Here is a 26,119-nt window from a genome sequence, read left to right on the forward strand (position 1 = left end):
ATGTACTGGCGCAGACTAGGGCTCACGTGAGGGCCCGGTCACCTCACTTGACCCCTTGCATACCAAATTGGAATCAACAGGGTTCAGCATGGAGGGTGCACGACGGACATACGGCAGCTTTGCCCCGGTCACGCCCGCCCGACACGGGAGGACATGACCGGAACGCGGCAAAGCGTAGGGGAAATATAAGGCCTAGCGGTCGATGCGGACGGTCACGCCGGCGAGCTGGTCCTCGACCTGTCGGATGTCGGCGTCCACCATGATTTTGGCCAGGTCGGCGACCAGGACCGTCGGCTTCCAGCCGAGCAGTTCATTGGCCTTGGAGGCGTCGCCGATGAGGGCGTCGACCTCGCTGGGGCGCTCGTACTTCGGGTCGTAGCGCACGTGCTCGTTCCAGTCGAGGCCGGCGTGCGTGAAGGAGGCCTCGACGAACTCGCGGACCGTGGCGGCCACACCGGTGGCGACCACGTAGTCGGTGGCCTCGTCCTGCTGGAGCATCCGCCACATGGCGTCCACGTACTCGGGGGCGTATCCCCAGTCGCGGACCGCGTCGAGGTTGCCCAGGTAGAGCTTCTCCTGGAGGCCGGCCTTGATCCGGGCGACCGCGCGGGTGATCTTGCGGGTCACGAAGGTCTCGCCGCGGCGGGGGGACTCGTGGTTGAAGAGGATCCCGTTGACCGCGTACATGCCGTAGGCCTCGCGGTAGTTCACCGTGGTCCAGTACGCGAACACCTTCGCGGCGCCGTAGGGGCTGCGCGGGTGGAACGGGGTCGCCTCGTTCTGCGGGGGCGGGGTGGCGCCGAACATCTCCGAGGAGGAGGCCTGGTAGATGCGGGTGTCGACGCCGCTGGCCCGGATCGCCTCCAGCAGCCGCAGCGCACCGAGGCCGGTGACGTCGCCGGTGTAGAGCGGCGCGTCGAAGGAGACGCGGACGTGGGACTGGGCGCCGAGGTTGTAGACCTCGTCGGGGCGTATCTCGCGCAGCAGGTTCACCAGGGCGACGCCGTCGGACAGGTCGGCGTGGTGCAGGACGAAGGACCGGTTGGCGGTCTGCGGGTCCTGGTAGATGTGGTCGATCCGCTCCGTGTTGAAGCTGGAGGACCGCCGCACGAGCCCGTGCACCGTGTAGCCCTTGGAGAGCAGGAGCTCGGCGAGGTACGAGCCGTCCTGCCCGGTGACGCCGGTGATCAGTGCGGTCTTGCCCATGTGGGGTCCCCCTGGGATTCGTTGCGGTTCGTGGTGGTTCGTGAGAGTGCTGCCGGGATGGGGTGCGCTGCGCGCGGGCCCGGCCGCGGGCCCGCCCGGCAGGGGGGCGCACCGGGGCCGGCGAGCCGTCCGGTCCGGGGACCCCGCCGTTGGATGCGTACCGTACACGCCCGGTCCGGCCTCGTTTGCGGCGGATTCGGCCACCGGACGGGCGCCGCACGCAACCGGCGGCCGCGGGATGCGGACCACTGCCTCCGGCGCGGGAACGGACTGGCATCATCGGCGGTATGACAAGTTCGCTGCCGTTGCTGCCCCCGAACGCCCGTGTCTTCGTCGCGGGCCACCGCGGCCTCGTGGGGTCCGCGGTGGCCCGCCGCCTCACCGCGGACGGGCACGAGGTGCTCACCCGGGGCCGTGCCGACCTCGACCTGCGCGACGCCGCCGCGACCGCGGCGTACCTCCGGGACGTCCGGCCCGACGCCGTGGTGCTGGCCGCCGCCAAGGTGGGCGGGATCATGGCCAACAGCACGTACCCGGTGCAGTTCCTCGAGGACAATCTGAAGATCCAGCTCAGCGTGATCGCCGGGGCGCACGAGGCCGGAGTGGGCCGGCTGCTGTTCCTCGGCTCCTCGTGCATCTACCCGAAGCTGGCCCCGCAGCCGATCAGCGAGGACGCCCTGCTGACCGGCCCGCTGGAGCCGACCAACGAGGCGTACGCCCTCGCGAAGATCGCGGGCATCGTCCAGGTCCAGTCGTACCGCAAGCAGTACGGGGCCTCGTACATCTCGGCCATGCCCACGAACCTCTACGGTCCCGGCGACAACTTCGACCTGGAGTCCTCGCACGTCCTGCCCGCCCTGATCCGGCGCTTCCACGAGGCTGCGGCCGAGGGCCGGGACGAGGTCGTGCTGTGGGGCTCGGGCACTCCGCGCCGGGAGTTCCTGCACGTGGACGACCTCGCCGCCGCCTGCGCCGTACTGCTGGACAGCTACGACGGCGACGAGCCCGTCAACATCGGCTGCGGCGAGGACCTGACCATCCGGGAGCTGGCCGAGACCGTCGCCGACGTCACCGGCTTCCAGGGCCGGCTCGCCTGGGACACGTCCAAGCCGGACGGGACCCCGCGCAAGCTGCTGGACGTCGGCCGCCTCACCTCGCTGGGCTGGAAGCCCGGCATCCCGCTGCGGGAGGGCATCTCCGCCACCTACCGGTGGTGGCGCGAGCAGGGCTGATCTCAAGGCCGCGGCCCCTCAGTACGCTCCGCGACCGTCGACGACGGCGCGGAGGGTACGGCCCATGACGTCGACGTCGCTGGTGAAGGACCAGTTGTCGACGTACTGGAGATCGAGCTGAATCGTTTCATCCCAGGACAGGTCCGACCGTCCGCTGATCTGCCACAGCCCTGTCATCCCGGGCCGCACGTTCAGCCGGCGCAGCTCGACCTCGTCGTACTCCGCTACCTCCTCCGGCAGCGGCGGACGCGGCCCGACCAGCGACATGCGTCCGGTCAGCACGTTGACCAGCTGGGGCAGTTCGTCCATGGAGGTGCGGCGCAGCAGTCGGCCGACCCGGGTGACCCGGGGGTCGCGGCGCATCTTGAACATCAGGCCGTCGTTCTCGTTGGCCCCGGCGAGCTCGGCCTTGCGGGCGTCCGCGTCGACGACCATGGTGCGGAACTTCCACATGGTGAAGGGGATGCCGTCGCGGCCGATGCGCTGCTGCCGGTAGAAGGCGGGGCCGCGGCTGCCGAAACGTATCGCCAGCACGATCCCGAGGAAGAGGGGCGAGAGCAGCAGCAGTCCGAGCCCGGCCCCCGCCCGGTCCAGGACCGCCTTGAACAGGGTCTGCCAGCCCCGGCCGACCGGCGGCGCCACCCGCAGCACGGCGAGGCCGCCCGCGGACAGGGTCTCCAGCCGCTTGACGGATACCTCCACCAGGCCGGGGAAGACGGCGAGTTCCAGCCCGGCGTCGTGCAGGGCCCAGGCGACCCGGCGCAGCCGGTCCCCGGCGAACCGCGCGCCCGGGGCCACCAGCACCAGGTCGGCGTGGTGGCTGCCGACGGCGCCGAGCACCAGCTCGGCGTCCCCGTTCAGCGCCTGGGGCATGCCCGCGTCGAGCCGGGCCGCGATCGGCACCCCGCTGCCCAGGGTCCCCTCGCCGACCGGGACCACGCCGACCACGACGTACGGGTGGTCGGTGCGGGCGGCCAGGTGGGCGATGACGTCCTCGGCGGCGTCCGGCTCCCCGACGACCAGTACCCGGCTCACGGCCTGGGCCTCGCGCCGGGCCGCGGAGAGGTGGCGGTAGGTCAGCTTGTGGCAGGCGACGGTGATCAGCAGGGCCGGCACCAGGGCCCCGAGCGCGGACAGCCGGGGGGTGTCCTCCTCGGTCACCACGCGGGCCACGGCCAGTACGCCGATGAGAATCAGCCAGTCGTGCAGCACGGGCAGGACACCGCGCGACTCCCCGAGCTGCCGGGCCGCGTACCGGCGGCGCAGCGCCTGCACGCCGGTCCACGCGAGGGCGGCGCCGAGGGCGCAGTACACCGGCCGGACCTGTTGGGCGGCCTCGAAGACCAGCCCGACGGGCACGGCGGCGCCCAGGAAGTCCGTGACGAGTGCGGCCGGCAGGTACCACCGGGCCTTGTCACCGAGCCGCCGGGCGGGTGCGGTCGACCCCTGAGGCGCTCGGGCCACTCTTTGCGCAGGAAAATGGACATGCCTCATGGGCCCCCCTGGCACGTGGTCTATGACGTTGGCGACTGTCCACGGCTTCCCCAGGCAACGGACATCTGTCGCACCGGGAAACAGTACGACAAACGCCCGTACGGTAAATGCCGTTCGGGTGAACACGGCCTCTTGTTGCGCAAGTGTTAGCAACCGGTATCAGTCGTTCCTTTTGCTGGGGCCCCCTCTCCCACACAAAGGTGAATGGTCCGGATACCGGATACGTCTCTTCGGACAACGAACTGTTTCCAGCCAACCTTTTGACGCGGCCCTGACATCGCGGCCCGCAAGTGGCAATCTTCGACCGTTCATCGCACCAGCCCTGTTCTGCCCGGAGGCCCACCCAGCCGTCCGGAACCCCCCTTGCAGAAGGAGTCTGCGTTGAGGTCCACCCCCCAGCGACGCGCCACTGCGGCCGGCGCGCTCGTAGCCGCGGCAGCCCTGCTCGCCGTCGGCATACAGACCGGTACCGCCACCGCCGACGCAACCGCGTCCCAGGCCGGCGCATCCGTCCAGTCCAACCCGGGCGCGGCCAACCGCGTACTCAGCGCTTCGGAGCGTGCGACGCTCCTGGCCGAGGCCAACTCCACCACCGCGCAGGCGGCCAAGGCCCTCGGCCTCGGCAGCGGCGAGAAGCTGGTCGTCCGCGATGTGGTCAAGGACGCGGACGGCACCACGCACACCACGTACGAGCGCACCTACGACGGCCTCCCGGTCCTCGGCGGTGACCTCACCGTCCACGCCAAGGACGGCGTGACCAAGAGCGTCACCAAGGCGACGCAGCACGAGATCAAGGTCGCGGACACCAACGCCACGGTCACCCCGGCGGCAGCCGAGGGCCAGGCCGTCTCCGCCGCGAACGCCGAGGGCTCCAAGGAGGCCAAGGCCTCCAAGGGCGCCCGCAAGGTGATCTGGGCGGCCGAGGGCGCTCCGGTCCTTGCGTTCGAGACCGTCGTCGGCGGCCTCCAGCACGACGGCACGCCCAATGAGCTGCACGTGGTGACCAACGCCAAGACCGGCGCCAAGATCACCGAGTGGCAGGCCATCGAGACCGGCACCGGCAACACCATGTACAGCGGCCAGGTGACCCTCGGTACCTCGCAGTCGGGCAGCACCTACACGCTGACCGACGCCGGGCGCGGCAACCACAAGACGTACAACCTCAACCGGGGCTCCTCCGGCACCGGCACGCTCTTCTCCGGCCCGGACGACGTCTGGGGCAACGGCGCCGCCTCCAACCTGGAGACCGCCGCCGCGGACGCCCACTACGGCGCGGCCGTCACGTGGGACTACTACAAGAACGTGCACGGCCGCAACGGTCTGCGCAACGACGGCGTGGCGCCCTACACCCGGGTCCACTACGGCAACAGCTACGTGAACGCGTTCTGGGACGACTCCTGCTTCTGCATGACGTACGGCGACGGCAGCGGCAACAGCAAGCCGCTGACCTCCACCGACGTGGCGGCGCACGAGATGACCCACGGCCTCACCTCGGTCACCGGCAACATGACCTACAGCGGTGAGCCCGGCGGTCTGAACGAGGCCACCTCCGACATCTTCGCGGCGGCGGTCGAGTTCTACGCCAACAACCCGCAGGACGTCGGCGACTACCTGGTCGGCGAGAAGATCGACATCAACGGCAACGGCACGCCGCTGCGCTACATGGACAAGCCCAGCAAGGACGGCTCGTCCAAGGACGCGTGGTACTCGGGCCTCGGCGGCATCGACGTCCACTACTCCTCGGGCCCGGCCAACCACTGGTACTACCTGGCCTCCGAGGGTTCGGGCACCAAGGTCATCAACGGGGTCAGCTACGACTCGCCGACCTCGGACGGCCTGCCGGTCACCGCGATCGGCCGGGACGCCGCCTCGAAGATCTGGTTCCGCGCGCTGACCACCGGTCTGTTCAAGTCGAACACCAACTACGCGGCCGCCCGTACGGCGACCCTGCAGGCGGCGGCCGACCTCTACGGCGCCGGCTCGGCCACCTACAACAACGCGGCGAACGCCTGGGCGGCCATCAACGTCGGCCCGCGCATCGTGAGCGGTGTCTCGGTCACCCCGATCGCCAACCAGACCACCCAGGTCAACACCGCTGTCAGCCTGCAGGTCCAGGCGACCAGCACCAACCCGGGTGCGCTGAGCTACGCGGCGACCGGCCTGCCGGCCGGCCTGTCGATCAACTCCTCCACCGGCCTGATCTCGGGCACGGCCACCACCGCGGGCACGTCCAACGTGACCGTCACGGTGACCGACTCCGCGGCCAAGACGGGTACGGCGTCCTTCACCTGGACCGTCGGCACCGGCCAGCAGAACGTGTTCGAGAACACGAACGACTACCAGATCGCGGACAACGCGACGGTCGAGTCCCCGATCGCGGTGACCCGCACCGGCAACGCCCCGAGCACGCTGAAGGTGGACGTCAACATCGTCCACACCTACGTCGGTGACCTGGTGGTCGACCTGGTCGCCCCCGACGGCAGCGTCTACAACCTGCGCAACCGCACCGGCGGCAGCGCGGACAACATCGTCCAGACCTTCACCGTGAACGCCTCCTCCGAGGTCGCCAACGGCACCTGGAAGCTCCGCGTCAAGGACGCTGCCAGCCTGGACACCGGCTACATCAACAGCTGGAAGCTCACCTTCTGACCCCACCGGGTCCGGTGAAGGACAGCTGAACCGCCAGACACGGGGCCGCCCGGGAGGAAGACCTCCCCGGGCGGCCCTGTCCCATGTCCTGCCCCGTTGGTCCGTGTCCGGGCGGGACCAGCTGCCCGGCAGCCGGGGACCTTCGGCGCCCCCGCACGGGCCCGGGCACGGGGAGACTGAACCCGAGCGAACCTACGCAAGCGTAGGTTCGGGTGACCCAGCGAGTGACGGACGTGCCCCATGCCGCAGCCCTCTTCGACCGCCCGGCCCGCTGCGGCCGTTCAGCCCCTCCGCCTCGTGCGGCCCGCCGCGGCCGCGTCGCGGCGCCCCTGGCTGATCCAGGGCGGCATGGGTGTCGGCGTCTCCGGCTGGCGGCTCGCCCGGGCGGTGTCCCGCGAGGGGCAGCTGGGCGTGGTCTCGGGCACCGCCCTGGACGTCGTGCTCGCCCGCGTCCTGCAGACCGGCGACCCCGGCGGCCACGCGCGTCGCGCGCTCGCCGCCTTCCCGCTCCCCGAACTCGCGCAGACCGCCCTCGACTGCTACTTCCGGGAGGGCGGGCCCGGCGAGGGCGTCCCGCTGCGCACCACCCCGCGGCTGCGCGCGACCGGCGGGGCCCAGGCGGACGTCCTCACCGTCCTCGGCAACTTCGTCGAGGTCTGGCTGGCGAAGGAGGGACATGACGGCGTCGTCGGCATCAACTACCTGGAGAAGATCCAGCTGGCCACCGCCCCCGCGATGTTCGGCGCGATCCTGGCAGGCGTCGACCACGTGCTCGTGGGCGCGGGGGTCCCCGGTCAGATCCCTGCCCTCGCCGCGCGGCTGGCGCGCTGTGAACCCTGCGTGACCCGGATCGCCGTCGAGGGGCAGGAGGAGCCGCTCGACCACCTCTTCGACCCGCAGGCGCTGCTGGCCGGGCACCTGCCGGGGCCGCTGCGGCGCCCGGAGGTGCTCGCCATCGTGTCGCTCCCGGTGCTGGCGGCCTACCTGGCCCGGGACGAGGCGACCCGCCCCGACGGCTTCGTGATCGAGACCAGCGGGGCGGGCGGCCACAGCGCCCCGCCGCGCGGGCCGATGACCCTCGATGCGGCGGGCGAGCCGGTGTACGGCCCGCGCGACCATCCGGACCTCGCCAAGATGGCGGCGCTCGGGCTGCCGTTCTGGCTGGCCGGGGGCCAGGCCAGCCCGGAGGCGGTGGCCGCGGCCCTGGCCGAGGGCGCGGCCGGGGTGCAGATCGGCAGCGCGTTCGCCCTCTGCGAGGAGTCGGGGATGGCCCCGCGGCTGCGTACGGAACTGCGCGGCCGGGCCCTGGCAGGCACCCTCACCGTCCGCAACGACCCCGCGGCCTCCCCGACCGCGTTCCCCTTCAAGGTGGCGGAGCTGGCGGGTACGGTCTCCGATCCGGAGGTGGCGGCGGCCCGGCGCCGGGTGTGCGACCTCGGCTTCCTTCGCACGGTGGTACGGGGCCCCCGCGGGCTGGTCTACCGCTGCGCGGCCGAGCCGGTGGGGAGTTACGTCCGCAAGGGCGGGGACGCGGCCGACACCGAGGGCCGGCAGTGCCTGTGCAACGGGCTGCTCGCCACCATCGGCCTGGCCCAGCGGCGGCCGGGCGGCCGGGTGGAGCCCCCGCTGGTGACGATCGGCAAGGACCTGTCGTTCCTGCCGGCCCTCTCCCCGGACGCCGGGCCCTACACGGCGGCCGAAGTGGTCCGCTGGCTGGCGACCGGAGCCGCCGCGCCGGCCCGGGCCTGACCCCCGGTCACCCGGACCGGCCACCGGCCCCCTCGCGGCGGCCCCCGGCGCCCGCGACCGGGCTCCGGATGGCCGCCGGGCCGGGCCGGGTACCCGGCGGCGGAGCGGACCGGCGGGACGCGCGGTCGGTCAGCGGGTCAGGCCGGCGAGACGGGCGAAGCGGTCGAACGGGTCCCCGGCCTGCCCGGCCTCCTCGTCCGCGACGGGAGCGGCGCCGCCAGACGCAGCGTCCTCACGGGCGGAGTCCGGCCGCCCGGAGTCCTGGCGGCCGCCCTCCCCCCGGCCCTGGTCGTCCCGGCCCTGGTCGCCGCGGCCTTCTTCATCCCCGCGGCCCTGGTCGTCCCGGCCCTGGTCGCCGCGGCCTTCTTCATCCCCGCGGCCCTGGTCGTCCCGGCCCTGGTCGCCGCGGCCTTCTTCATCGCCGCGGCCCTGGTCGTCCCGGCCGTCGGCCGGCTGGAAGTAGACCGCCACCGCCTCAAGGTTCCGCGCCCGTTCACCCGGGCCCAGCACCCGCTGCGGCCGGCCGCTGCAGCCCGTGTTGCCGAAGAGGACGGCCACCGCCCGGGTCCCGTTGACCACCTCGACCGCGGGCTCGTGCCGGGAGGTGTGCGTGAGCAGGTAGCAGGTGTCGAGGCCCGCGGGCCGGATCTGCGCACGGCGCTCGTCCCCGTCGTCCTCGACGAACCGGTAGTGCAGGGTGCCGAGGCCGCGGCCGTCGTGGTCGTCGGCCAGTGACGGGGCGGCGGTCGGCAGGACGAGCGCGGCGGCGCCGACGAGCACGGCGGCGGTGGTGCGAAGACGCATGGGGAGTCCGTTCCTCGGGTTCCGCGGATGCCGGACCGGTGGCATCCGCGGGCAGCGTAGGAGCGGACGGCTGAGCAGAATCGATTCGGCGTGCTCGGTGCCTTCGCAGGTTCACCCCCCGGACGGTGCGCCTGGGCCCATCCGGCAGCGGGCACCGGGTCAGGCCGAGGCACCCTCGGGCGCCGCCGCGGCCGCCGCGCCCCGGCCTCCGGGACGGATCAGCACCACCAGCACCAGCGCGCCCAGGAGCCCCATCACCCCCGCGACCACGAACACCTCCCGCAGTCCGCTCGCAAAGGCCGCCTCCACCCAGCCCCGCGCGTCCGGGGACGCCGCCAGCAGCTCCCCGGCCCGGCCGGAGGCCAGCGCGCCGGCCGTGCCCGGGGGCCGGCCGGATCCGTCGAGCCCGTCCGCCAGCCCGGACTGGAAGACCGCGCCGAGCACCGCGATCCCCAGGGCCATCCCGAGCTGCCGCGCGGTATTGAGCGCGCCGCCCGCCATGCCCGCCCGGTCCGGGGCCACGGCCGCCATCGCGGCCGCCGCCAGCGGCGGGATGCAGACGCCCACGCCCACGCCGGTCACCACGAGCCCCGGGATCAGGGCCGGCCAGCCGTCGCCGGCGTCCAGCATCCACGCCTGGAGCAGGGCGCCCACCCCGATCAGCAGCAGTCCCCCGCCGATGGTCACGCGGGCCGGGGCCTCGTGCAGCAGCCGGCCCGCCAGGGCCGAGGCCACGAAGGAGGCCAGGCTCAGCGGGACCATCACCAGGCCCGCGTCCACCGGGCCCATCCCCTCGGCGGACTGCAGCCACAGGGACACGTACATGAGGTACGAGAACGCCGCCCCGGACAGCAGCAGGGCGCTGGCCATCACCGCCACGAAGGTCGGGCTGCGGAAGAGCGAGAGGTCCAGCATCGGGCGCGGGCTGCGCAGTTCGACGAGGACGAAGGCCGCGAAGGCGGCCGCGCCGAGGCCGAGCACGGCGAGGGCGACGGGCGAGGTCCAACCGTCCTCCCCGGCGCGGATCAGCCCGTAGGTGACGGCGGCGGCGCCCGCGGTGAAGGTGGCCGTGCCCGGCAGGTCCAGGCCGCGGGCCTGCGGGTCGCGGGACTCGCCGACGGCCCGGAGGGTGACGTACACGGCGAGGGCGCAGACGGGCAGGTTGATGAAGAAGATCCAGCGCCAGCCGAAGTGCTCCGTGAGCAGCCCGCCGATGATCGGCCCGGCCGCGGCGGCGGCGCCGTTGACGGCGCCCCAGACGCCGAAGGCGACCCCTCGGTCGCGGCCCTTGTAGGCGCTGCTGAGCAGGGCCATGGTGGTGGCGAACATGGCGGCGCCGCCGATCCCCTGGACCGCGCGGAAGGCGATCAGCGCGCCGGGGCCGCCCGCCAGCCCGCAGGCGAGCGAGGCGAGGGCGAAGAGGCCCAGCCCGGCGAGGTAGAGCCGCCGGCGGCCGATGCGGTCGGCGAGCGCGCCGGCTCCGAGCAGCAGGGCGGCGAGGGCGAGGGCGTACACGTCCATCACCCACTGGAGGCCGGCGAATCCGGTGTGCATGTCCGCGGCCATGTCGGGCAGGGCGACGGTCACGATCGTGACGTCGACCAGGAGCATGAAGGCCCCGAGGCACACCGCCGTCAGCGGTAGCCATTTGCGCATGGTTCTCTCCTCGGGGTCCGCGGGACGGGCGGGTATCGCGTGCCGTCCCGGAGGTACGAGCCGGGTTCCCGGCCGCCCCAAGGTCTCAGGGACGGGCCTCGATCCCGCACCCGGCGCCGGTGTTCCGGCCGATTCCCGCCATCGCGGCGCCTGGGATGATGGAAACCATGCACGCAGTGAAGCTCGACGCGCTCGACCAGGCCTTGATCCAGGCTTTGATGATCGACGGCCGGGCCTCCTTCAGCCGCCTCGCCGAGGTGCTGGGCGTCTCCGACCAGACGGTGGTGCGCCGCTACCGCCGGATGCGCACCTCCGGCCTGGTCCGGGTGATCGGGCTCCCCCAGGGCCGCCGCACCGGCCTGTTCGAGTCCTGGCTGCGGCTCCAGTGCGCACCCGACGCGGCGCTCACGGTCGCCGGGGCGCTGGCCCGCCGGCCGGACATCGCCTGGGTCACCCTCGGTTCCGGGGGGACCGACGTCCACTGCATGACCAAGGCCCGGACCCGCGGGGACCGCGACGCCCTGCTGCTCGACAAGCTCCCGCGCACCCGCCGGGTCACCGGGGTCAGCGCGCACACCATCCTGCGGATGTTCATGGGCGGTCCCGAGCCGTGGTTCGGACTCGGCGTGCTGCGCCCGGACCAGATCGCGGCCCTGACCCCCGCGCGGGCGTCGGCGGCGCCCGCCCCGGCGGGGCGCTACGAGCTGGACGGGGCGGAGCTCGCGCTGCTGTCCGTCCTGGGCCGGGACGGCCGGGCGGGCTTTCCGGAGCTGGCCCGCGCCTCGGGTCTGTCGGAGTCCACCGCCCGCCGCCGGCTGGAGCGGCTGCGGGAGCTCGGGGCCATGTACGTCGACGTGGAGACCGTGCCCTGGACCCTGGGGTACGAGGCCGAGGCCACGCTGCTGCTGACGGTGCAGCCGGCCCGGCTGGCCGAGGCGGGCGCAGCTCTCGGCAGCCACCCGGAGGTGCCGTTCGCGGCGGCGGTGACCGGGTCGGTGAACCTGCTGGCGGTGGTGGTGTGCCGGGACGCCGACGCCCTCTACACGTACGTGACGGAGCGGATCGGCGCGCTGCCCGGCATCCGGCAGATGGAGGTGGTGCCGACCCTGCGGCACGTGAAGCGGGCGGGGATGCTGGTGGAGGACGGGCGGCTGGTGGACCCGCCGCCCGTCCTGTGAGGCGTCCGGCTCAGCGCAGGACCACCCCGTCGTCGGGGCCCGCCCCGGTGGTCGCCGGGGCCACGACCAGCCCCAGTTCGGCCGGGCTCGCCAGCAGCGGGTGCGCGGGCAGGATGCGGACGGTGTAGCCGAACGGGCCCGTGCGGTCGAGGGCGAGCGGGCCCTCGTACACCCAGCGCCCCTCCAGGTCGGGCCCCGCGGCCGGCTTCAGCGGGAAGGCCCGAGCGTCCCGGATGACGTCCTGCGGGTCCACCCGGCCCGCGACGGCCTGCACCTCCACGTCCTCGGGCGCGAGCGCGTCCAGGGCGACCCGGACCCGCAGCGTGAGGGTGGCCCCCAGTTCGGCGGTGCCGTTGACGGGGGCGGCGGCCAGGGCCTCGACGTGTTCGACGCCGACCCGCGGCCAGGCCGCCCGGACCCGCCCCTTCCACCAAGCCAGGTCCCGGGCGGCCCCGGCGCTCAGCGCGCGGTGGGCGAGCGCGGCCGGCGCGTACAGCCGCTCCACGTACTCCCGCACCATGCGGCCCGCCAGGACCTTGGGCCCCAAGGAGGCCAGGGTGCGCCGGACCATCTCGATCCACCGCACCGGCAGCCCGGTGCCCCCGGTGCGGTCGTAGAACCGGGGGGCGACCCGGCTCTCGATCAGCTCGTAGAGGGCGTTCGCCTCCAGGTGGTCCCGGCGGTCCTCGTCGGCCCCGAGGCCGTCGGCGGTCGGGATGGCCCAGCCGAAGTCGGGCTCGAACCACTCGTCCCACCAGCCGTCCAGCACGGACAGGTTCAGGCAGCCGTTGAGGGCGGCCTTCATCCCGCTCGTCCCGCAGGCCTCCAGCGGCCGCAGCGGGTTGTTCAGCCACACGTCGCAGCCCGGGTAGAGCTTCTGCGCCATGGCCATGCCGTAGTCGGGCAGGAAGACGATCCGGTGGCGCACCCGCGGGTCGTCCGCGAACCGCACCAGCTCCTGGACCAGCCGCTTCCCGCCGTCGTCCGCGGGATGGGCCTTGCCCGCGACCACGATCTGCACCGGCCGTTCCGGGTCCAGCAGCAGCCTGCGCAGCCGTTCCGGGTCGCGCAGCATCAGCGTCAGCCGCTTGTACGAGGGCACGCGCCGGGCGAAGCCGATGGTCAGCACGTCGGGGTCCAGGACGGAGTCCACCCAGCCCAGTTCCGCCTCAGCGGCCCCGCGCTGGCGCCAGGAGGCCCGCAGCCGGTCCCGTACCTCCTGTACCAGCTGCTCGCGCAGGACCCGCCGCAGGTCCCAGACGTCCTGGTCGGGGATGTCGGCGACGGCGTCCCAGCGCTGGGAGCCGCCGACCGAGAGGGCGTCCTCGGTACGGCCGGCGCCGATCTGCCGGGCGCCCAGCCGGACGACCTCGGGCGCCACCCAGGTGGGGGCGTGCACCCCGTTGGTCACGGAGGTGATGGGCACGTCGGCGGCGTCGAACCCGGGCCAGAGCCCGGCGAACATCTCCCGGCTGACCGCGCCGTGCAGGGTCGACACCCCGTTGGCCCGCTGCGCCAGGCGCAGCCCCATGACCGCCATGTTGAACACCCCGGGGTCGCCGCCGGGGTAGGACTCGGCGCCGAGCTCCAGGATCCGGTCGACGGGTACGCCGGCCAGTTCCCCGCCGTCGCCGAAGTGGCGGGCGACCAGGGACCGCTCGAAACGGTCGATGCCGGCCGGGACGGGGGTGTGCGTGGTGAAGACGGTCCCGGCGCGGACCGCTTCGACGGCGGCGTCGAAGCCGAGGCCCTGCTCCCGTTCCAGTTCCCTTATGCGTTCGAGTCCGAGGAAGCCGGCGTGCCCCTCGTTGGTGTGGAAGACCTCGGGGTCGGGATGGCCGGTCAGGGCGCAGTAGAGGCGGACGGCGCGGACGCCGCCGATGCCGAGGAGCATCTCCTGGAGCAGCCGGTGGTCGCTGCCGCCGCCGTAGAGGCGGTCGGTCACCTCGCGGGCCGCGGTGTCGTTGTCCTCGACGTCGGAGTCCAGCAGCAGCAGGGGCACCCGGCCGACGCGTGCCTGCCAGACGTGCGCGTGCAGGGCCCGCCCGCCGGGCAGGGTCAGCGTGACCCGGGCGGGGCTGCCGTCCTCCTGGCGCACCAGGTCCAGGGGCAGCTCGTCGGGGTCGAGTACGGGGTAGTGCTCCTGCTGCCAGCCGTCGCGGGAGAGCGACTGGCGGAAGTAGCCGTGCCGGTACAGCAGTCCCACGCCGATCAGCGGGACGCCGAGGTCGCTGGCGGCCTTCAGGTGGTCCCCGGCGAGGATGCCGAGGCCGCCGGAGTACTGGGGCAGGGCGGCGGTGATGCCGAACTCGGGGGAGAAGTAGGCGATCCCGGCGGGAAGGCCGCTCCCGGCCCGGTGGCCCTGGTACCACCTCCCGCCGGTCACGTAGTCATCGAGGTCGGCGGCCGCGACGGCGAGCCGGCGCAGGAACCGGCGGTCGGCGGAGAGTTCGGCCAGCCGGGCGGCGGACACGGCACCGAGGAGCCGGACGGGGTCGCCGCCGGCGGCCTGCCAGCCCTCGGGGTCGACGGATTGGAAGAGGTCGCGGGTCTCCGCATGCCAGGACCAGCGCAGATTGCGCGCGAGGTCGTTGAGCGGCAGCAGGGTCTCCGGGAGGACGGGGCGCACGGTGAATCGACGGATAGCCTTCACACGTTCCACCTTCGCAGGGGATTGCGGATCGGAGCGGCCGCACCACGCTGTGCACCCGCGCATCACCCCCGGAAGGCTAGCGAGGTCGGCCCGCGCCGACCATGGCGCACCGCGCCGGGCGGGGGGCCGGGGCTCTCGCGGATGCGCCGCAGGTGCGCCCCGGATGCGCCGCGGATACCGCGCGGTGGCCGGATCCAGGGGGATTCCTGTCGAAATCCCGCCGGAACGCCGACGGAAATCCGTGCGGATCCTGCCGCGCAAACCCTGCCGAACCGCCCGGCGCGCGCCGCGCACAACCGGCCCGTGCTCCGGCGCACGGCGGGGCGGGTGCGTCCCATGGGGTTCCTGTGAGGGGTGGGCCGCTTTTCGTACCTCGGGTAGTCCCGGCCGACTTGACGGAGCCTCGGCCGATGTCGACCCGGGGCTTGGTATCCGCCGTCCCCCTACGTACGAGTAGTTAACCGAGGGCCCGGATTGGGCCGGGGAAGAGTGGGAAGGGCTCACCGAGTACGCGGTACACGCACGGCGCACCCGCCCACCCCCTTTCCCCGCCACCCGAGTGAACGCGGACAGGAGCGGCCATGCCCGCAGCCCAGCCGTCTTCCGAGCGGCTAGAAACAGAGCGAACAGAGCGTGCACGACCAGCCGGTTCCCCGGCTGCGCTGTTGTCACCGAGCCCTGCGAACTGCCCCCAGGTGATCCCATCATGATCGGTCGCATTCCCGTGCTGGACGTCCGCCCCGCCGTCGACTGCGGCGCCAGACCCGCCAAGGCGGTGGTCGACGAGGTCTTCGAGATCTCCGCCACCGTGTTCCGCGAGGGACACGACGCCGTGGCCGCCCACGTGGTCCTCCGAGATCCGAGCGGGCGGCTGAGGCCGCCCGTGCCCCTGCGCGAGCTCGCCCCCGGCACCGACCGGTGGGGGGCCCGGGTCTCCGCCGAGACCGAGGGGAGGTGGACGTACACCGTCGAGGCCTGGAGCGACCCGGTGGCCACCTGGCGGGCCCATGCGGCAATCAAGATCCCGGCCGGGATCGACACCGGGCTCGTGCTGCTGGAGGGCGCCGAGCTCTATGCGCGGGCCGCCGCCCGGATTCCCAAGCGCGACGGCCGCGAGGCCGTGCTGGCCGCCGCCGAGGCGATGCGGGACGAGGACGGCGAGGTCGCCGAGCGGTACGCGGCGGCGCTGGCCCCGGCCGTGGACGCGGCCCTCGCCAGGCGCCCGTACCGGGAGCTGGTCACCTCCGCCAAGCCGCTGCCGCTGCTGGTCGAGCGCAAGCGGGCCCTCTTCGGCTCCTGGTACGAGATGTTCCCGCGCTCGGAGGGCGCGCTGGTCGAGCCGGGCGAGGTGCCCGTCAGCGGGACCTTCCGGACGGCCGCCGAGCGGCTGCCCGCGGTGGCCGCGATGGGTTTCGACGTGGTGTACCTGCCGCCCGTCCACCCCATCGGCAGCACCTACCGCAAGGGCCCGAACAACACGCTCTCTGCCGGGAGTTGGGACCCGGGCGTGCCGTGGGCCATCGGTTCCACGGAGGGCGGGCACGACGCCGTCCACCCCGACCTGGGCACCATCGAGGACTTCGACGCCTTCGTCGGCCGCGCCCGCGAGCTGGGCATGGAGATCGCGCTCGACTTCGCCCTGCAGTGCTCCCCGGACCACCCCTGGGTGGAGAAGCACCCGGAGTGGTTCCGCCACCGCGCCGACGGGACGATCGCGTACGCCGAGAACCCGCCGAAGAAGTACCAGGACATCTACCCGATCCACTTCGACACCGACATGGCCGGCCTCGTCACGGAGACGGTGCGGATCCTGCGGTACTGGATGGAGCACGGCGTCCGGATCTTCCGGGTCGACAACCCGCACACCAAGCCGGTGGTCTTCTGGCAGAAGGTGATCGCGGAGATCAACAAGTCCGACCCCGACGTGATCTTCCTGGCGGAGGCCTTCACCCGCCCGGCGATGATGCGCGCCCTCGCGGCGGTCGGCTTCCAGCAGTCGTACACGTACTTCACCTGGCGCAACACCAAGGCCGAGCTCACCGAGTACCTCACCGAGCTGGCCGGGACACGGTCGGCCTCCGTGATGCGGCCGAACTTCTTCGTGAACACCCCGGACATCCTCCACGAGTACCTCCAGCACGGCGGGCGGCCCGCCTTCGAGGTGCGCGCCGTGCTCGCCGCCACCCTGTCCCCCTCCTGGGGGGTCTACGCGGGCTACGAGCTCTGCGAGAACACCCCGGTGCGCGAGGGCAGCGAGGAGTACCTGAACTCGGAGAAGTACGAGTTCCGGCCGCGGGACTGGTCCGCCGCAGACCGGGAGGGCCGCACCATCGCCCCGCTGATCACCTCCCTCAACCGGATGCGCCGGCGCAACCCGGCACTCCAGCAGCTGCGGGACATCCACTTCCATCCGACCGACAACGAACAGGTGATCGCCTATTCGAAGCACGCGGGAGCCAATTCCGTACTGGTGGTCGTCAACCTCGATCCGCACCACACCCAGGAGGCGACGGTCTCGTTGGACATGCCGGTACTCGGCCTCGACTGGCACGGGTCCCTCGCGGTGCGCGACGAGCTCACCGGCGAGACCTATCACTGGGGCAGGGCGAACTACGTGCGCCTAGAGCCGGGCCGCACGCCCGCGCACGTGCTGGCCGCTCTGCGACCGTCCCCGCCCACCGGAGGGTCACCCACCACATGATGATCAACGATCCCGTCCACGACACCTTCGAGGACACCCCCGCCAAGGACCGAGATCCCGACTGGTTCAAGCGGGCGGTCTTCTACGAGGTCCTCGTCCGCTCCTTCCACGACAGCAACGGCGACGGCGTCGGGGACCTGAAGGGGCTCACCGCCAAGCTGGACTACCTCCAGTGGCTCGGCGTCGACTGCCTCTGGCTGCCGCCCTTCTTCGCCTCACCCCTGCGCGACGGGGGATACGACGTCGCCGACTACACCTCCGTGCTCCCCGAGTTCGGCGACCTCGCCGACTTCGTGGAGTTCGTGGACGCCGCGCACCAGCGCGGCATGCGGGTCATCATCGACTTCGTCATGAACCACACGAGCGACCAGCACGAGTGGTTCCAGCAGTCGCGGAAAGACCCCGACGGCCCGTACGGCGACTACTACATGTGGGCCGACAACGACAAGCAGTACCAGGACGCCCGCATCATCTTCGTCGACACCGAGACCTCGAACTGGACGTACGACCCCGTCCGCAAGCAGTACTACTGGCACCGCTTCTTCTCGCACCAGCCGGACCTGAACTACGAGAACCCGGCCGTGGTCGAGGAGATCGTCTCCGCCCTGCGGTTCTGGCTGGACCTCGGCATCGACGGCTTCCGCCTCGACGCCGTGCCCTACCTGTACGCCGAGGAGGGCACCAACTGCGAGAACCTCCCCCGCACCCACCAGCTCCTCAAGCGGGTCCGGGCCGAGATCGACGCGCACTACCCGGACACGGTGCTGCTCGCCGAGGCCAACCAGTGGCCCGAGGACGTCGTCGACTACTTCGGCGACTTCACGAAGGGCGGGGACGAATGCCACATGGCCTTCCACTTCCCCGTCATGCCGCGCATCTTCATGGCCGTGCGAAGAGAGTCGCGCTACCCGGTCTCCGAGATCCTGGCCAAGACACCGGCGATCCCGGACCGCTGCCAGTGGGGCATCTTCCTGCGCAACCACGACGAGCTCACCCTCGAAATGGTCACGGACGAAGAGCGCGACTACATGTACGCCGAGTACGCCAAGGACCCGCGGATGCGGGCCAACATCGGCATCCGGCGGCGCCTGGCCCCGCTCCTGGACAACGACCGCAACCAGATGGAGCTCTTCACCGCCCTGCTGCTGTCGCTGCCCGGTTCGCCGGTGCTCTACTACGGCGACGAGATCGGCATGGGCGACAACATCTGGCTCGGCGACCGCGACGGTGTGCGCACGCCCATGCAGTGGACCCCGGACCGCAACGCCGGTTTCTCCTCCTGCGATCCGGGCAGGCTGAACCTGCCGGTCATCATGGACCCGGTCCACGGGTACCAGGTCACCAATGTCGAGGCAGCGATGGCATCGCCCTCCTCGTTGCTGCACTGGACCCGGCGACTGATCGAGATCCGCAAGGCCAACCCGGCCTTCGGACTCGGTTCGTACACCGAACTGCCCTCGTCCAACCCGGCGGTACTCGCCTTCCTTCGCGAGTTCGGGGACGACCTGGTGCTGTGCGTGCACAACTTCTCGCGCTTCGCGCAGCCCACCGAGCTGGATCTGAGGTCGTTCAACGGGCGGGTCCCGGTGGAACTCACGGGTGACGTGCGGTTCCCGCCGATCGGCGAATGGCCCTACCTGCTGACCCTGGCAGGTCACGGCTTCTACTGGTTCCGGCTGCGGACCGAAGTGCGGTCCGAGCTGCGCGCCGAGTAGGGCCGGGCAAGGGGCGGGCCACGCGAATGGGTCAATCGCCCGCCCCTGTACGGACCATCCTGACCCGACACACGCACACGCCGGAGAAGCAACCGACGCACATCCGGGACACTGCGCATTCTGTGACGGCCCGGGGAAAGGACGCGACGCCATGTCGGAGGCAGCATCCGCCCGGAGCCGGCTGGCGGCCGACCCGGCCGCCGGGATCGGCCCACTGGAACCCATGCTGCGGGCCTGGCTGCCCGCACAGCGCTGGTTCGCGGGCAAGGGCCGCAGCATCACCAGGCTCACGGCGGTCTCGGCCGCCGAACTGCTGCCACCGGGGTCCAGCCCCGGACTGCTCCACCTGCTCCTCGACGTCGACGGGGACTGCTACCAACTGCTGCTGGGCATCCGCCCGTCCCTGCCACCCGCCCTCGCACCGGCCCTGATCGGCCACGCCGAGGACGGCCCCCATGCGGGCCGGGCGGTGTACGAGGCCCTGGGCGACCCCCGGCTGGCCGCGATGCTGCTGGAGCGGCTGCGCTCCCCCGGCGCCCTCGGCCCGCTCCGCTTCGACCGGGACCCGCAGGCACCGGTGCCGGCCGGACTGGCCCCCCGGCCGCTGTCCGGGGAGCAGACGAACTCCTCGCTCATCTACGGAGATTCGTTCATCCTCAAGGTGTTCCGGCGGGTCGGCCCCGGGGTCAACCCGGACCTGGAGCTGCCCCGGGCCCTGGCCGCCGCCGGCTGCGCCCGCGTCCCGGCGCCGGTCGCCTGGTACGAGGCGGTGCTGCCCGGCAGCGAGCCGCTGACCCTCGGCGTGCTCCAGCCGTACCTGCGCGGTTCCGATGACGGCTGGCAGCTGGCCCTGCGCCGGCTGGGGGCCGGGGAGGCCTTCACCGCCGAGGCGCACGCGCTGGGCCGGGCCACCGCCGAGGTGCACAGCGCACTGGCCGGGGCGCTGCCCACGGTCGCCCTCGGCCCCGAGCAGACCGCCCGGCTGGCCGCCGGGATGACGGCGCGCATGGCCGCCACCGCACGCGAGGTGCCCGCACTGCGCCCCTACGAGGCGGGGCTGCGGGGCGCCTTCGACGCACTCGCCGCCTCCCGCGGGACCGGGGTGGCCGCCCAGCGGATCCACGGGGACCTCCATCTGGGGCAGACCCTGCGCACCCTCGACGGCTCCTGGTCGTTGATCGACTTCGAGGGCGAGCCGGCCCGGCCGCTGGCCGACCGGCGCCGTCCCGAACCGGCCGTCCGCGACATCGCCGGGATACTGCGCTCCTTCGACTACGCCGCCCGCTCGCACCGGCCGTTCGCCCCCGCCTGGGCGGACGACTGCCGGGCCGCCTTCTGCGAGGGCTACGCCCGCACCACCGGGCGGGACCCGCGGGAGGACCCCGTGCTGCTGCGCGCGTACGAGACGGACAAGGCGGTGTACGAGGCCCGGTACGAGTTCCGGCACCGCCCCGACTGGCTGCACGTGCCGATGGCCGCGATCCGGCGGCTCGCCGCCGGCGCGGACAGGGGCTTCGGCCGGGCCGCCCCCGGCCCGGGTCCCGTGGCCCGGCCCGCCGCCCCGGGCGCAGGGCCGGGACCGGTTTCCGGAGCCGGCGAAGGCTTCTCCACCCTGTCCCCCCACTCCCGCCCGCAGCCGCCTAGGAGGCCGCACACGTGAGCCCCGCCCGTCAGTCACCGTCCACCACCCCGCCGGCCGCGGCGGCCGGCCGGCCCAAGACGCCCGCACCGCGCGCCCGGAAGGCGCCCGCCCGTGGAGTCCGGCCCGCACCCGCCCTCGGCGGTGACGAACGGGCCCGGCTGCTGGAGGGCCGCCACCACGATCCGCACGCCGTCCTGGGCGCCCGCGCCCAGCGGGGCGGGGTGGCCTTCCGGGTGCTGCGGCCCTACGCGAAGACGGTCACCGTCGTCGCCAAGGGGCTGCGCGCCGAGCTCTTCGACGACGGGGACGGGTTGTTCTCCGGGCTGCTGCCGCTGACCGGGGTGCCGGACTACCGGTTGCTGGTCGCCTACGACGGCGACGAGATCGAGGTCCAGGACCCCTACCGCTTCCTGCCGGCCATCGGCGAACTGGACCTGCACCTGATCGGCGAAGGCCGCCACGAGCAGCTGTGGAAGGCGCTCGGAGCCGAGCCCATGGAGCACCAGGGGGTGGCCGGCACCCGGTTCACGGTGTGGGCGCCGAACGCCCAGGGGGTGCGGATCGCCGGGGACTTCTCGTACTGGGACTCCGTGGCCTACCCGATGCGCTCCCTGGGGGCGAGCGGGGTGTGGGAGCTGTTCCTGCCGGGGGTGGGCGCGGGCGCCCTGTACAAGTACGACATCACCCGGCCCGACGGCAGCCACACGCTGCGCGCCGACCCGATGGCCCGCTCTGCGGAGGTGCCGCCGGCGAACGCCTCGGTGGTCGCCGCCTCGCAGTACGTCTGGCAGGACGACGCGTGGATGGCGCAGCGCGGCGCCCGCCCGGCGCACCAGGCTCCGATGTCGGTGTACGAGCTGCACCTGGCCTCCTGGCGGCCCGGGCTCTCCTACCGCCAGCTGGCGGAGCAGCTCCCGGCCTACGTGAAGGAGCTGGGCTTCACGCACGTCGAGCTGATGCCGGTCGCGGAGCACCCCTTCGGCGGTTCGTGGGGCTACCAGGTCACCGGCTTCTACGCGCCGACCTCGCGGATGGGCACCCCGGACGAGTTCCGCGGCCTGGTGGACGCGCTGCACCGGGCGGGGATCGGCGTGATCGTCGACTGGGTGCCGGCGCACTTCCCGCGCGACGACTGGGCCCTGGCCGAGTTCGACGGGCGGCCGCTGTACGAGCACCAGGACCCGCAGCGGGCCGCGCACCCGGACTGGGGGACGCTGGAGTTCGACTACGGCCGCAAGGAGGTCCGCAACTTCCTCGTCGCCAACGCCGTGTACTGGTGCGAGGAGTTCCACGTGGACGGGCTGCGCGTGGACGCGGTGGCCTCGATGCTCTACCTGGACTACTCGCGCAAGGACGGCGAGTGGACGCCCAACGAGCACGGCGGCCGGGAGAACCTGGACGCGGTGGCCCTGCTCCAGGAGATGAACGCCACCGTGTACCGCCGCTGCCCGGGGGTGGTGACGATCGCGGAGGAGTCCACCGCCTGGAACGGGGTGACCCGGCCGACGGACGGCGGCGGGCTGGGCTTCGGACTGAAGTGGAACATGGGGTGGATGCACGACACCCTGCGCTACATGTCCAAGGAGTCGGTGCACCGCAAGTACCACCACCACGACATGACCTTCGGGATGGTCTACGCCTTCAGCGAGAACTACGTGCTGCCCATCTCCCACGACGAGGTGGTGCACGGCAAGGGCTCCCTGGTGTCGAGGATGCCCGGTGAGGACTGGTGGCAGCGGCGGGCCGCGCACCGGGCGTACCTCGGCTTCATGTGGGCCCACCCCGGCAAGCAACTGCTGTTCATGGGACAGGAGTTCGCGCAGGGCTCGGAGTGGTCGGAGGTGTACGGGCCGGACTGGTGGCTGCTGGACTCCTCCTATTCCGCGGCCGCCGACCACCGGGGCGTGCGCGACCTGGTGCGCGACCTGAACCGCGCGTACACGGCCGCGCCCGCCCTGTGGGAACGGGACAGCGTGCCCGAGGGCTTCGCCTGGGTGGAGGCGGACGCGGCGGAGGACAACGTCTTCGCCTTCCTGCGGTACGCGCAGGACGGGTCGCAGCTGCTGGCGGTGTCGAACTTCTCGCCGGTGGTCCGGCACGGCTACCGCATCGGGGTGCCCGAGGAGGTCCCGCAGTGGCGGGAGGTGCTCAACACCGACCTGGAGGCCTACGGCGGCAGCGGCATCCACCACACCCGGCCGCTGCGCCCGGAGCCGGTGCCCGCGCAGGGCCGGGCGGCGAGCCTGCGGCTGACCCTGCCGCCGCTGGCCACGGTCTGGTTCAGGCCGTAGCGGCCGCCGCCAGCTCCTCCGCCAGCTCCTGGAGGAGCCGGCGCTTGGCGCGGGCCCCGACCAGCTGCTTCACCGGTTCGCCGTCGCGGAAGACGAGCAGCGTCGGCATGGACAGCACCCCGTACCGCGTGACGGCGGCGGGGTTGCGGTCCGCGTCGATCTGCACGACCTTGAGCCGGCCGGCCTCCTCGGCGGCGACCGCGGACAGTACGGGGGCCAGCTGGCGGCAGGGGCCGCACCAGTCCGCGGTGAACTCCACGAGGACCGGCCGTCCCCGCTCCCCCAGCACCTCGGCCTCGAAGTCCGCGTCGGTCACCTGCGCCACGCCCTGTGCGTGCACCATGTCGTTTCCTCTCCTCGTGTGTCGCCCGCCGCGCGGGCACGGGAACGTACGGGCTGTTCAGCCCGTCATCTCGCAGCGCGGCGCCGTGGTGGTCCCGGCCGCCGTCGCGGCGGCCTCCGCTGCGGTCTCCGCTGCGGCCGCCTCCGCTCCGGCCAGCTGGTGCGCGACCTGCTCGCGCACGCCGGTCAGCTGGCCGATCAGGCCGTCCAACTCGGCGAGCTTGCGCCGGTACACGGCGAGCGAGGCCGGGCAGGAGTCCCCCGCCGGATGCCCGGCACGCAGGCAGTCCACGAACGGCCGGGTCTCCTCCAGGTCGAAGCCGAAGTCCTGGAGCATGCGGATCTGGCGCAGCAGGCGCAGGTCGTCCTCGTCGTAGGTCCGGTAGCCGTTGGCCGCCCGCCGCGCGGGCAGCAGGCCGCGCGATTCGTAGTAGCGGAGCGTCCGGGTACTGGTTCCGGCCCGCTCGGCCAGTTCGCCGATGCGCATGGCCCGACCGTAGTCCTTGACGCGGACGTCAAGGCAAGAGGTGGTGGCGGGGCCCCTCGCCACCCCCGTATGCGAGGGGCCCCGACATGGATCACGTACGGGGGTGGTGGTCGGTTCACGTGGTGTGAGGGGTGTCACGGTTCTTGCGCCGGGCGGCTGTGGCTGGAACCGTGTCCTGGGAATGGATCTTCCCTCCTTCCCGATTACCGGACAGTCGCCAAGAAAACCGACTAATGCCCCTAACTCCATAGGATGTTCCTACGAGTTATGGGCTTGTTTGTTCGGTCTGTAGGCGCCGCAGCCCAGCCACTTCTACGGTGTGGCGTGTGCACTCCAGCCCACCTTTCAATGCCCCCGCCGCGCGTCGTCTGCGCGCGGCCCTGGGCATGGCGCCCGGTCATGTCGCCTATGGCCTCCGCGCCCAGTACGGACTGCTCGTCACCCCGGAGACCGTGATGGCGTGGGAGCGCGGCGAGATCTCGCCCACGTCCGCCGAACTCACCGCTCTCGCGGGCGTCCTGTGGTGCTCACCCGGAGAACTGCTCGCCGAGCCGGTCACCCTGCGCGAGCACCGGATCTCCAAGGGGCTGGCCGCCGAGGAGCTGGCCCGGCGGGTCGGCCTGGAGGCGAACTCCTACCAGAAGATGGAGGACACCGGCCGCTGGAGGGGCAACGAACGGCAGTCCGCGGCGCTGGCGGCGCTGCTGGGACTGACGCTGGCCCAGTTCGTGACGGCGACCGGGAAGCAGGAGGAGCTGGCCGAGCTGCTGCGCAGTGCGGTCACCACGCGCTGGCAGGCGTACGTGAAGCCGGTGGGGAAACTGCTGCCCATCCCCAAGGGGCACCTGGAGCGGGTGCTGGAGCAGCTGCACGGCGAGTACCAGTCGCGGATGGTGGCGACCTTGAGCTGGGGCGGCGGCGAGGGCGAGGCCGGGCGGGGGGACTCCGGGCGGGACTTCCTCGCGCAGATCGTGGACCGCTTCTGGCGGCTGGCCGGCGGTGCGGCGTAGGGCACGTCCGGGCGGTCCTGCGTCGGCGCGGGCGGCCCCGGGCCCTCCTCGCCGGGGACGGAACCGGGGCCGTCCGGCCGCCGTATCGGGGCCGGAGGTCCCGCCGCCGCGGGCCCCACGTCCTGCGGTGCGGCCCGCCGAGGGCCCGGGCGGGCGGCGGCAGACCCGGTCAGAAGACCGATTCCGCCTCGTACATCCGGTCCTCGGGGACGGTCTTCAGCTCGGTGACCGCATGGGCCAGCGGGGCCATCACGATCTCCGTGCCGCGCAGGGCGGTCATGTTGCCGAATTCCCCGCGGTGCACCGCTTCCACGGCGTGCCAGCCGAAGCGGGTGGCCAGCACCCGGTCGTAGGCGGTGGGGGTGCCGCCGCGCTGGACGTGGCCGAGGATGACCGGGCGGGCCTCCTTGCCCAGGCGCCGCTCCAGTTCGACGGCGAGGCGGTTGCCGATGCCGGCGAAGCGCTCGTGGCCGTACTGGTCGATGGCGCCCTTCTCGTACGGCATGGAGCCCTCGGCCGGGTGCGCGCCCTCGGCGACGCAGACGACGGCGAACTTCTTGCCCCGGGCGAAGCGCTCCTCCACCATCTTGACCAGGGCGTCCACCTCGAAGGGCCGCTCCGGCAGGCAGATCCCGTGGGCGCCGCCGCCCATGCCCGACTCCAGGGCGATCCAGCCCGCGTGGCGTCCCATGACCTCCACGACCATGACGCGCTGGTGGGACTCGGCGGTGGTCTTGAGCCGGTCGATGGCCTCGGTGGCGACCATGACGGCCGTGTCGAAGCCGAAGGTGCGGTCGGTGGAGGAGATGTCGTTGTCGATGGTCTTCGGCACGCCGACCACCGGCATCCCCGCGTCCGACAGCATCCGGGCGGCGGTCAGGGTGCCCTCGCCGCCGATCGGGATGAGGGCGTCGATGCCGTAGCGCGTGGCCAGTTCCTGAGCATTCTCGGCGGCCTCGTGGAGGCGGGCGCGCTCCATGCGGGCCGACCCCAGGATGGTGCCGCCCCGGGCCAGGATGCCGCTGACCGCATTGATGTCCAGGGGCCGGTAGTGGCCGTCCAGCAGGCCCTTGAAGCCGTCCTCGAAGCCGATGACCTCGTCGCCGTGGCCGACCAGGGCGCGGTGTACGACCGAGCGGATGACAGCGTTCAGGCCCGGGCAGTCGCCGCCTGCGGTGAGAACTCCGATACGCATCGTGCTGTGTCTCCTGCCGTACAAAGGTGGGGCGTCATGAGGAAGCCTGTCCGATTGTTCCACGGGCCGAGGGGGGCCCGCGTCTTCTGGTACTCCTCCCGCCGGGCCCTTCGAC

Annotated in this window: 17 protein-coding genes; 9 read left to right on the top strand and 8 right to left on the bottom strand. The window is 72.6% G+C overall.

Annotated features, from left to right (window positions below; translation table 11 throughout):
• Positions 1-192: 192 nt before the first annotated feature.
• A complete protein-coding gene (gmd, locus tag ACLJTM_RS03420) occupies positions 193-1,206 on the bottom strand; it encodes a GDP-mannose 4,6-dehydratase (RefSeq protein ID WP_411101809.1) in 1,014 nt (337 codons plus the stop codon).
• Positions 1,207-1,493: 287 nt separating this feature from the next.
• Between gmd and ACLJTM_RS03425 the strand changes: the two genes are divergently transcribed.
• A complete protein-coding gene (locus ACLJTM_RS03425) occupies positions 1,494-2,438 on the top strand; it encodes a GDP-L-fucose synthase family protein (RefSeq protein WP_411101810.1) in 945 nt (314 codons plus the stop codon).
• Between the two features lie 18 nt (positions 2,439-2,456).
• Here the strand turns inward: ACLJTM_RS03425 and ACLJTM_RS03430 are convergent, their stop codons facing one another.
• Positions 2,457-3,932, bottom strand: a complete 1,476-nt coding sequence (locus tag ACLJTM_RS03430; RefSeq protein ID WP_411101811.1) for a sugar transferase — start codon at positions 3,930-3,932, stop codon at positions 2,457-2,459.
• 381 nt (positions 3,933-4,313) lie between these two features.
• On the opposite strand from ACLJTM_RS03430, the gene ACLJTM_RS03435 reads away from it, so the two are divergent.
• Together ACLJTM_RS03435 and ACLJTM_RS03440 are read left to right on the top strand one after the other, a co-directional pair.
• Complete coding sequence (locus ACLJTM_RS03435; RefSeq protein WP_411101812.1) at positions 4,314-6,581, top strand: M4 family metallopeptidase; 2,268 nt, start codon at positions 4,314-4,316, stop codon at positions 6,579-6,581.
• Between the two features lie 240 nt (positions 6,582-6,821).
• On the top strand, positions 6,822-8,330 hold the full coding sequence (locus ACLJTM_RS03440; protein WP_411101813.1) for a nitronate monooxygenase: 1,509 nt from the start codon (positions 6,822-6,824) through the stop codon (positions 8,328-8,330).
• A gap of 129 nt (positions 8,331-8,459) precedes the next feature.
• On the opposite strand, the gene ACLJTM_RS03445 is transcribed toward ACLJTM_RS03440, so the two are convergent.
• Both ACLJTM_RS03445 and ACLJTM_RS03450 read right to left on the bottom strand, forming a co-directional pair.
• Positions 8,460-9,134, bottom strand: coding sequence for a hypothetical protein (locus tag ACLJTM_RS03445; RefSeq protein WP_411101814.1), 675 nt, complete (start codon positions 9,132-9,134; stop codon positions 8,460-8,462).
• A 159-nt stretch (positions 9,135-9,293) separates the two neighbouring features.
• A complete protein-coding gene (locus tag ACLJTM_RS03450; RefSeq protein WP_411101815.1) occupies positions 9,294-10,790 on the bottom strand; it encodes an MFS transporter in 1,497 nt (498 codons plus the stop codon).
• A 167-nt stretch (positions 10,791-10,957) separates the two neighbouring features.
• On the opposite strand from ACLJTM_RS03450, the gene ACLJTM_RS03455 reads away from it, so the two are divergent.
• Complete coding sequence (locus ACLJTM_RS03455) at positions 10,958-11,968, top strand: Lrp/AsnC family transcriptional regulator (RefSeq protein WP_411101816.1); 1,011 nt, start codon at positions 10,958-10,960, stop codon at positions 11,966-11,968.
• A 10-nt stretch (positions 11,969-11,978) separates the two neighbouring features.
• Here the strand turns inward: ACLJTM_RS03455 and glgP are convergent, their stop codons facing one another.
• A complete protein-coding gene (gene glgP / locus ACLJTM_RS03460; protein WP_411101817.1) occupies positions 11,979-14,621 on the bottom strand; it encodes an alpha-glucan family phosphorylase in 2,643 nt (880 codons plus the stop codon).
• Between the two features lie 706 nt (positions 14,622-15,327).
• Here glgP and ACLJTM_RS03465 point away from each other — a divergent pair.
• The 4 genes from ACLJTM_RS03465 (at position 15,328) to glgB (ending at position 22,970) form a co-directional block, all read left to right on the top strand.
• Positions 15,328-17,322: a maltotransferase domain-containing protein gene (locus tag ACLJTM_RS03465; RefSeq protein WP_411101818.1), complete on the top strand. Its 1,995-nt coding sequence runs from the start codon at positions 15,328-15,330 to the stop codon at positions 17,320-17,322.
• Entirely contained in the window at positions 17,319-19,037 is a 1,719-nt protein-coding gene (gene treS / locus ACLJTM_RS03470) for a maltose alpha-D-glucosyltransferase (protein ID WP_411101819.1), read from the top strand. Before ACLJTM_RS03465 ends, treS begins: the two co-directional genes overlap by 4 nt.
• A gap of 151 nt (positions 19,038-19,188) precedes the next feature.
• Positions 19,189-20,697, top strand: a complete 1,509-nt coding sequence (locus tag ACLJTM_RS03475) for a maltokinase N-terminal cap-like domain-containing protein (RefSeq protein WP_411101820.1) — start codon at positions 19,189-19,191, stop codon at positions 20,695-20,697.
• Positions 20,694-22,970, top strand: coding sequence for a 1,4-alpha-glucan branching enzyme (gene glgB, locus ACLJTM_RS03480; protein WP_411101821.1), 2,277 nt, complete (start codon positions 20,694-20,696; stop codon positions 22,968-22,970). Before ACLJTM_RS03475 ends, glgB begins: the two co-directional genes overlap by 4 nt.
• Here the strand turns inward: glgB and ACLJTM_RS03485 are convergent.
• Complete coding sequence (locus ACLJTM_RS03485) at positions 22,960-23,313, bottom strand: thioredoxin family protein (protein ID WP_411101822.1); 354 nt, start codon at positions 23,311-23,313, stop codon at positions 22,960-22,962. The two genes, glgB and ACLJTM_RS03485, sit on opposite strands and share 11 nt — an antisense overlap.
• Positions 23,314-23,370: 57 nt before the next feature.
• Entirely contained in the window at positions 23,371-23,799 is a 429-nt protein-coding gene (locus tag ACLJTM_RS03490) for a MerR family transcriptional regulator (protein ID WP_411101823.1), read from the bottom strand.
• 386 nt (positions 23,800-24,185) lie between these two features.
• On the opposite strand from ACLJTM_RS03490, the gene ACLJTM_RS03495 reads away from it, so the two are divergent.
• The gene (locus ACLJTM_RS03495) at positions 24,186-24,809 is read left to right on the top strand and encodes a helix-turn-helix domain-containing protein (protein WP_411102267.1); all 624 of its coding nucleotides are present in this window, start codon (positions 24,186-24,188) and stop codon (positions 24,807-24,809) included.
• Positions 24,810-24,978: 169 nt separating this feature from the next.
• On the opposite strand, the gene ACLJTM_RS03500 is transcribed toward ACLJTM_RS03495, so the two are convergent.
• On the bottom strand, positions 24,979-26,004 hold the full coding sequence (locus ACLJTM_RS03500; protein ID WP_411101824.1) for an ATP-dependent 6-phosphofructokinase: 1,026 nt from the start codon (positions 26,002-26,004) through the stop codon (positions 24,979-24,981).
• Positions 26,005-26,119: the final 115 nt, after the last annotated feature.

The organism is Streptomyces sp. cmx-4-9 (assembly GCF_046548835.1).
In the GTDB taxonomy this organism is placed as follows: domain Bacteria; phylum Actinomycetota; class Actinomycetes; order Streptomycetales; family Streptomycetaceae; genus Streptomyces.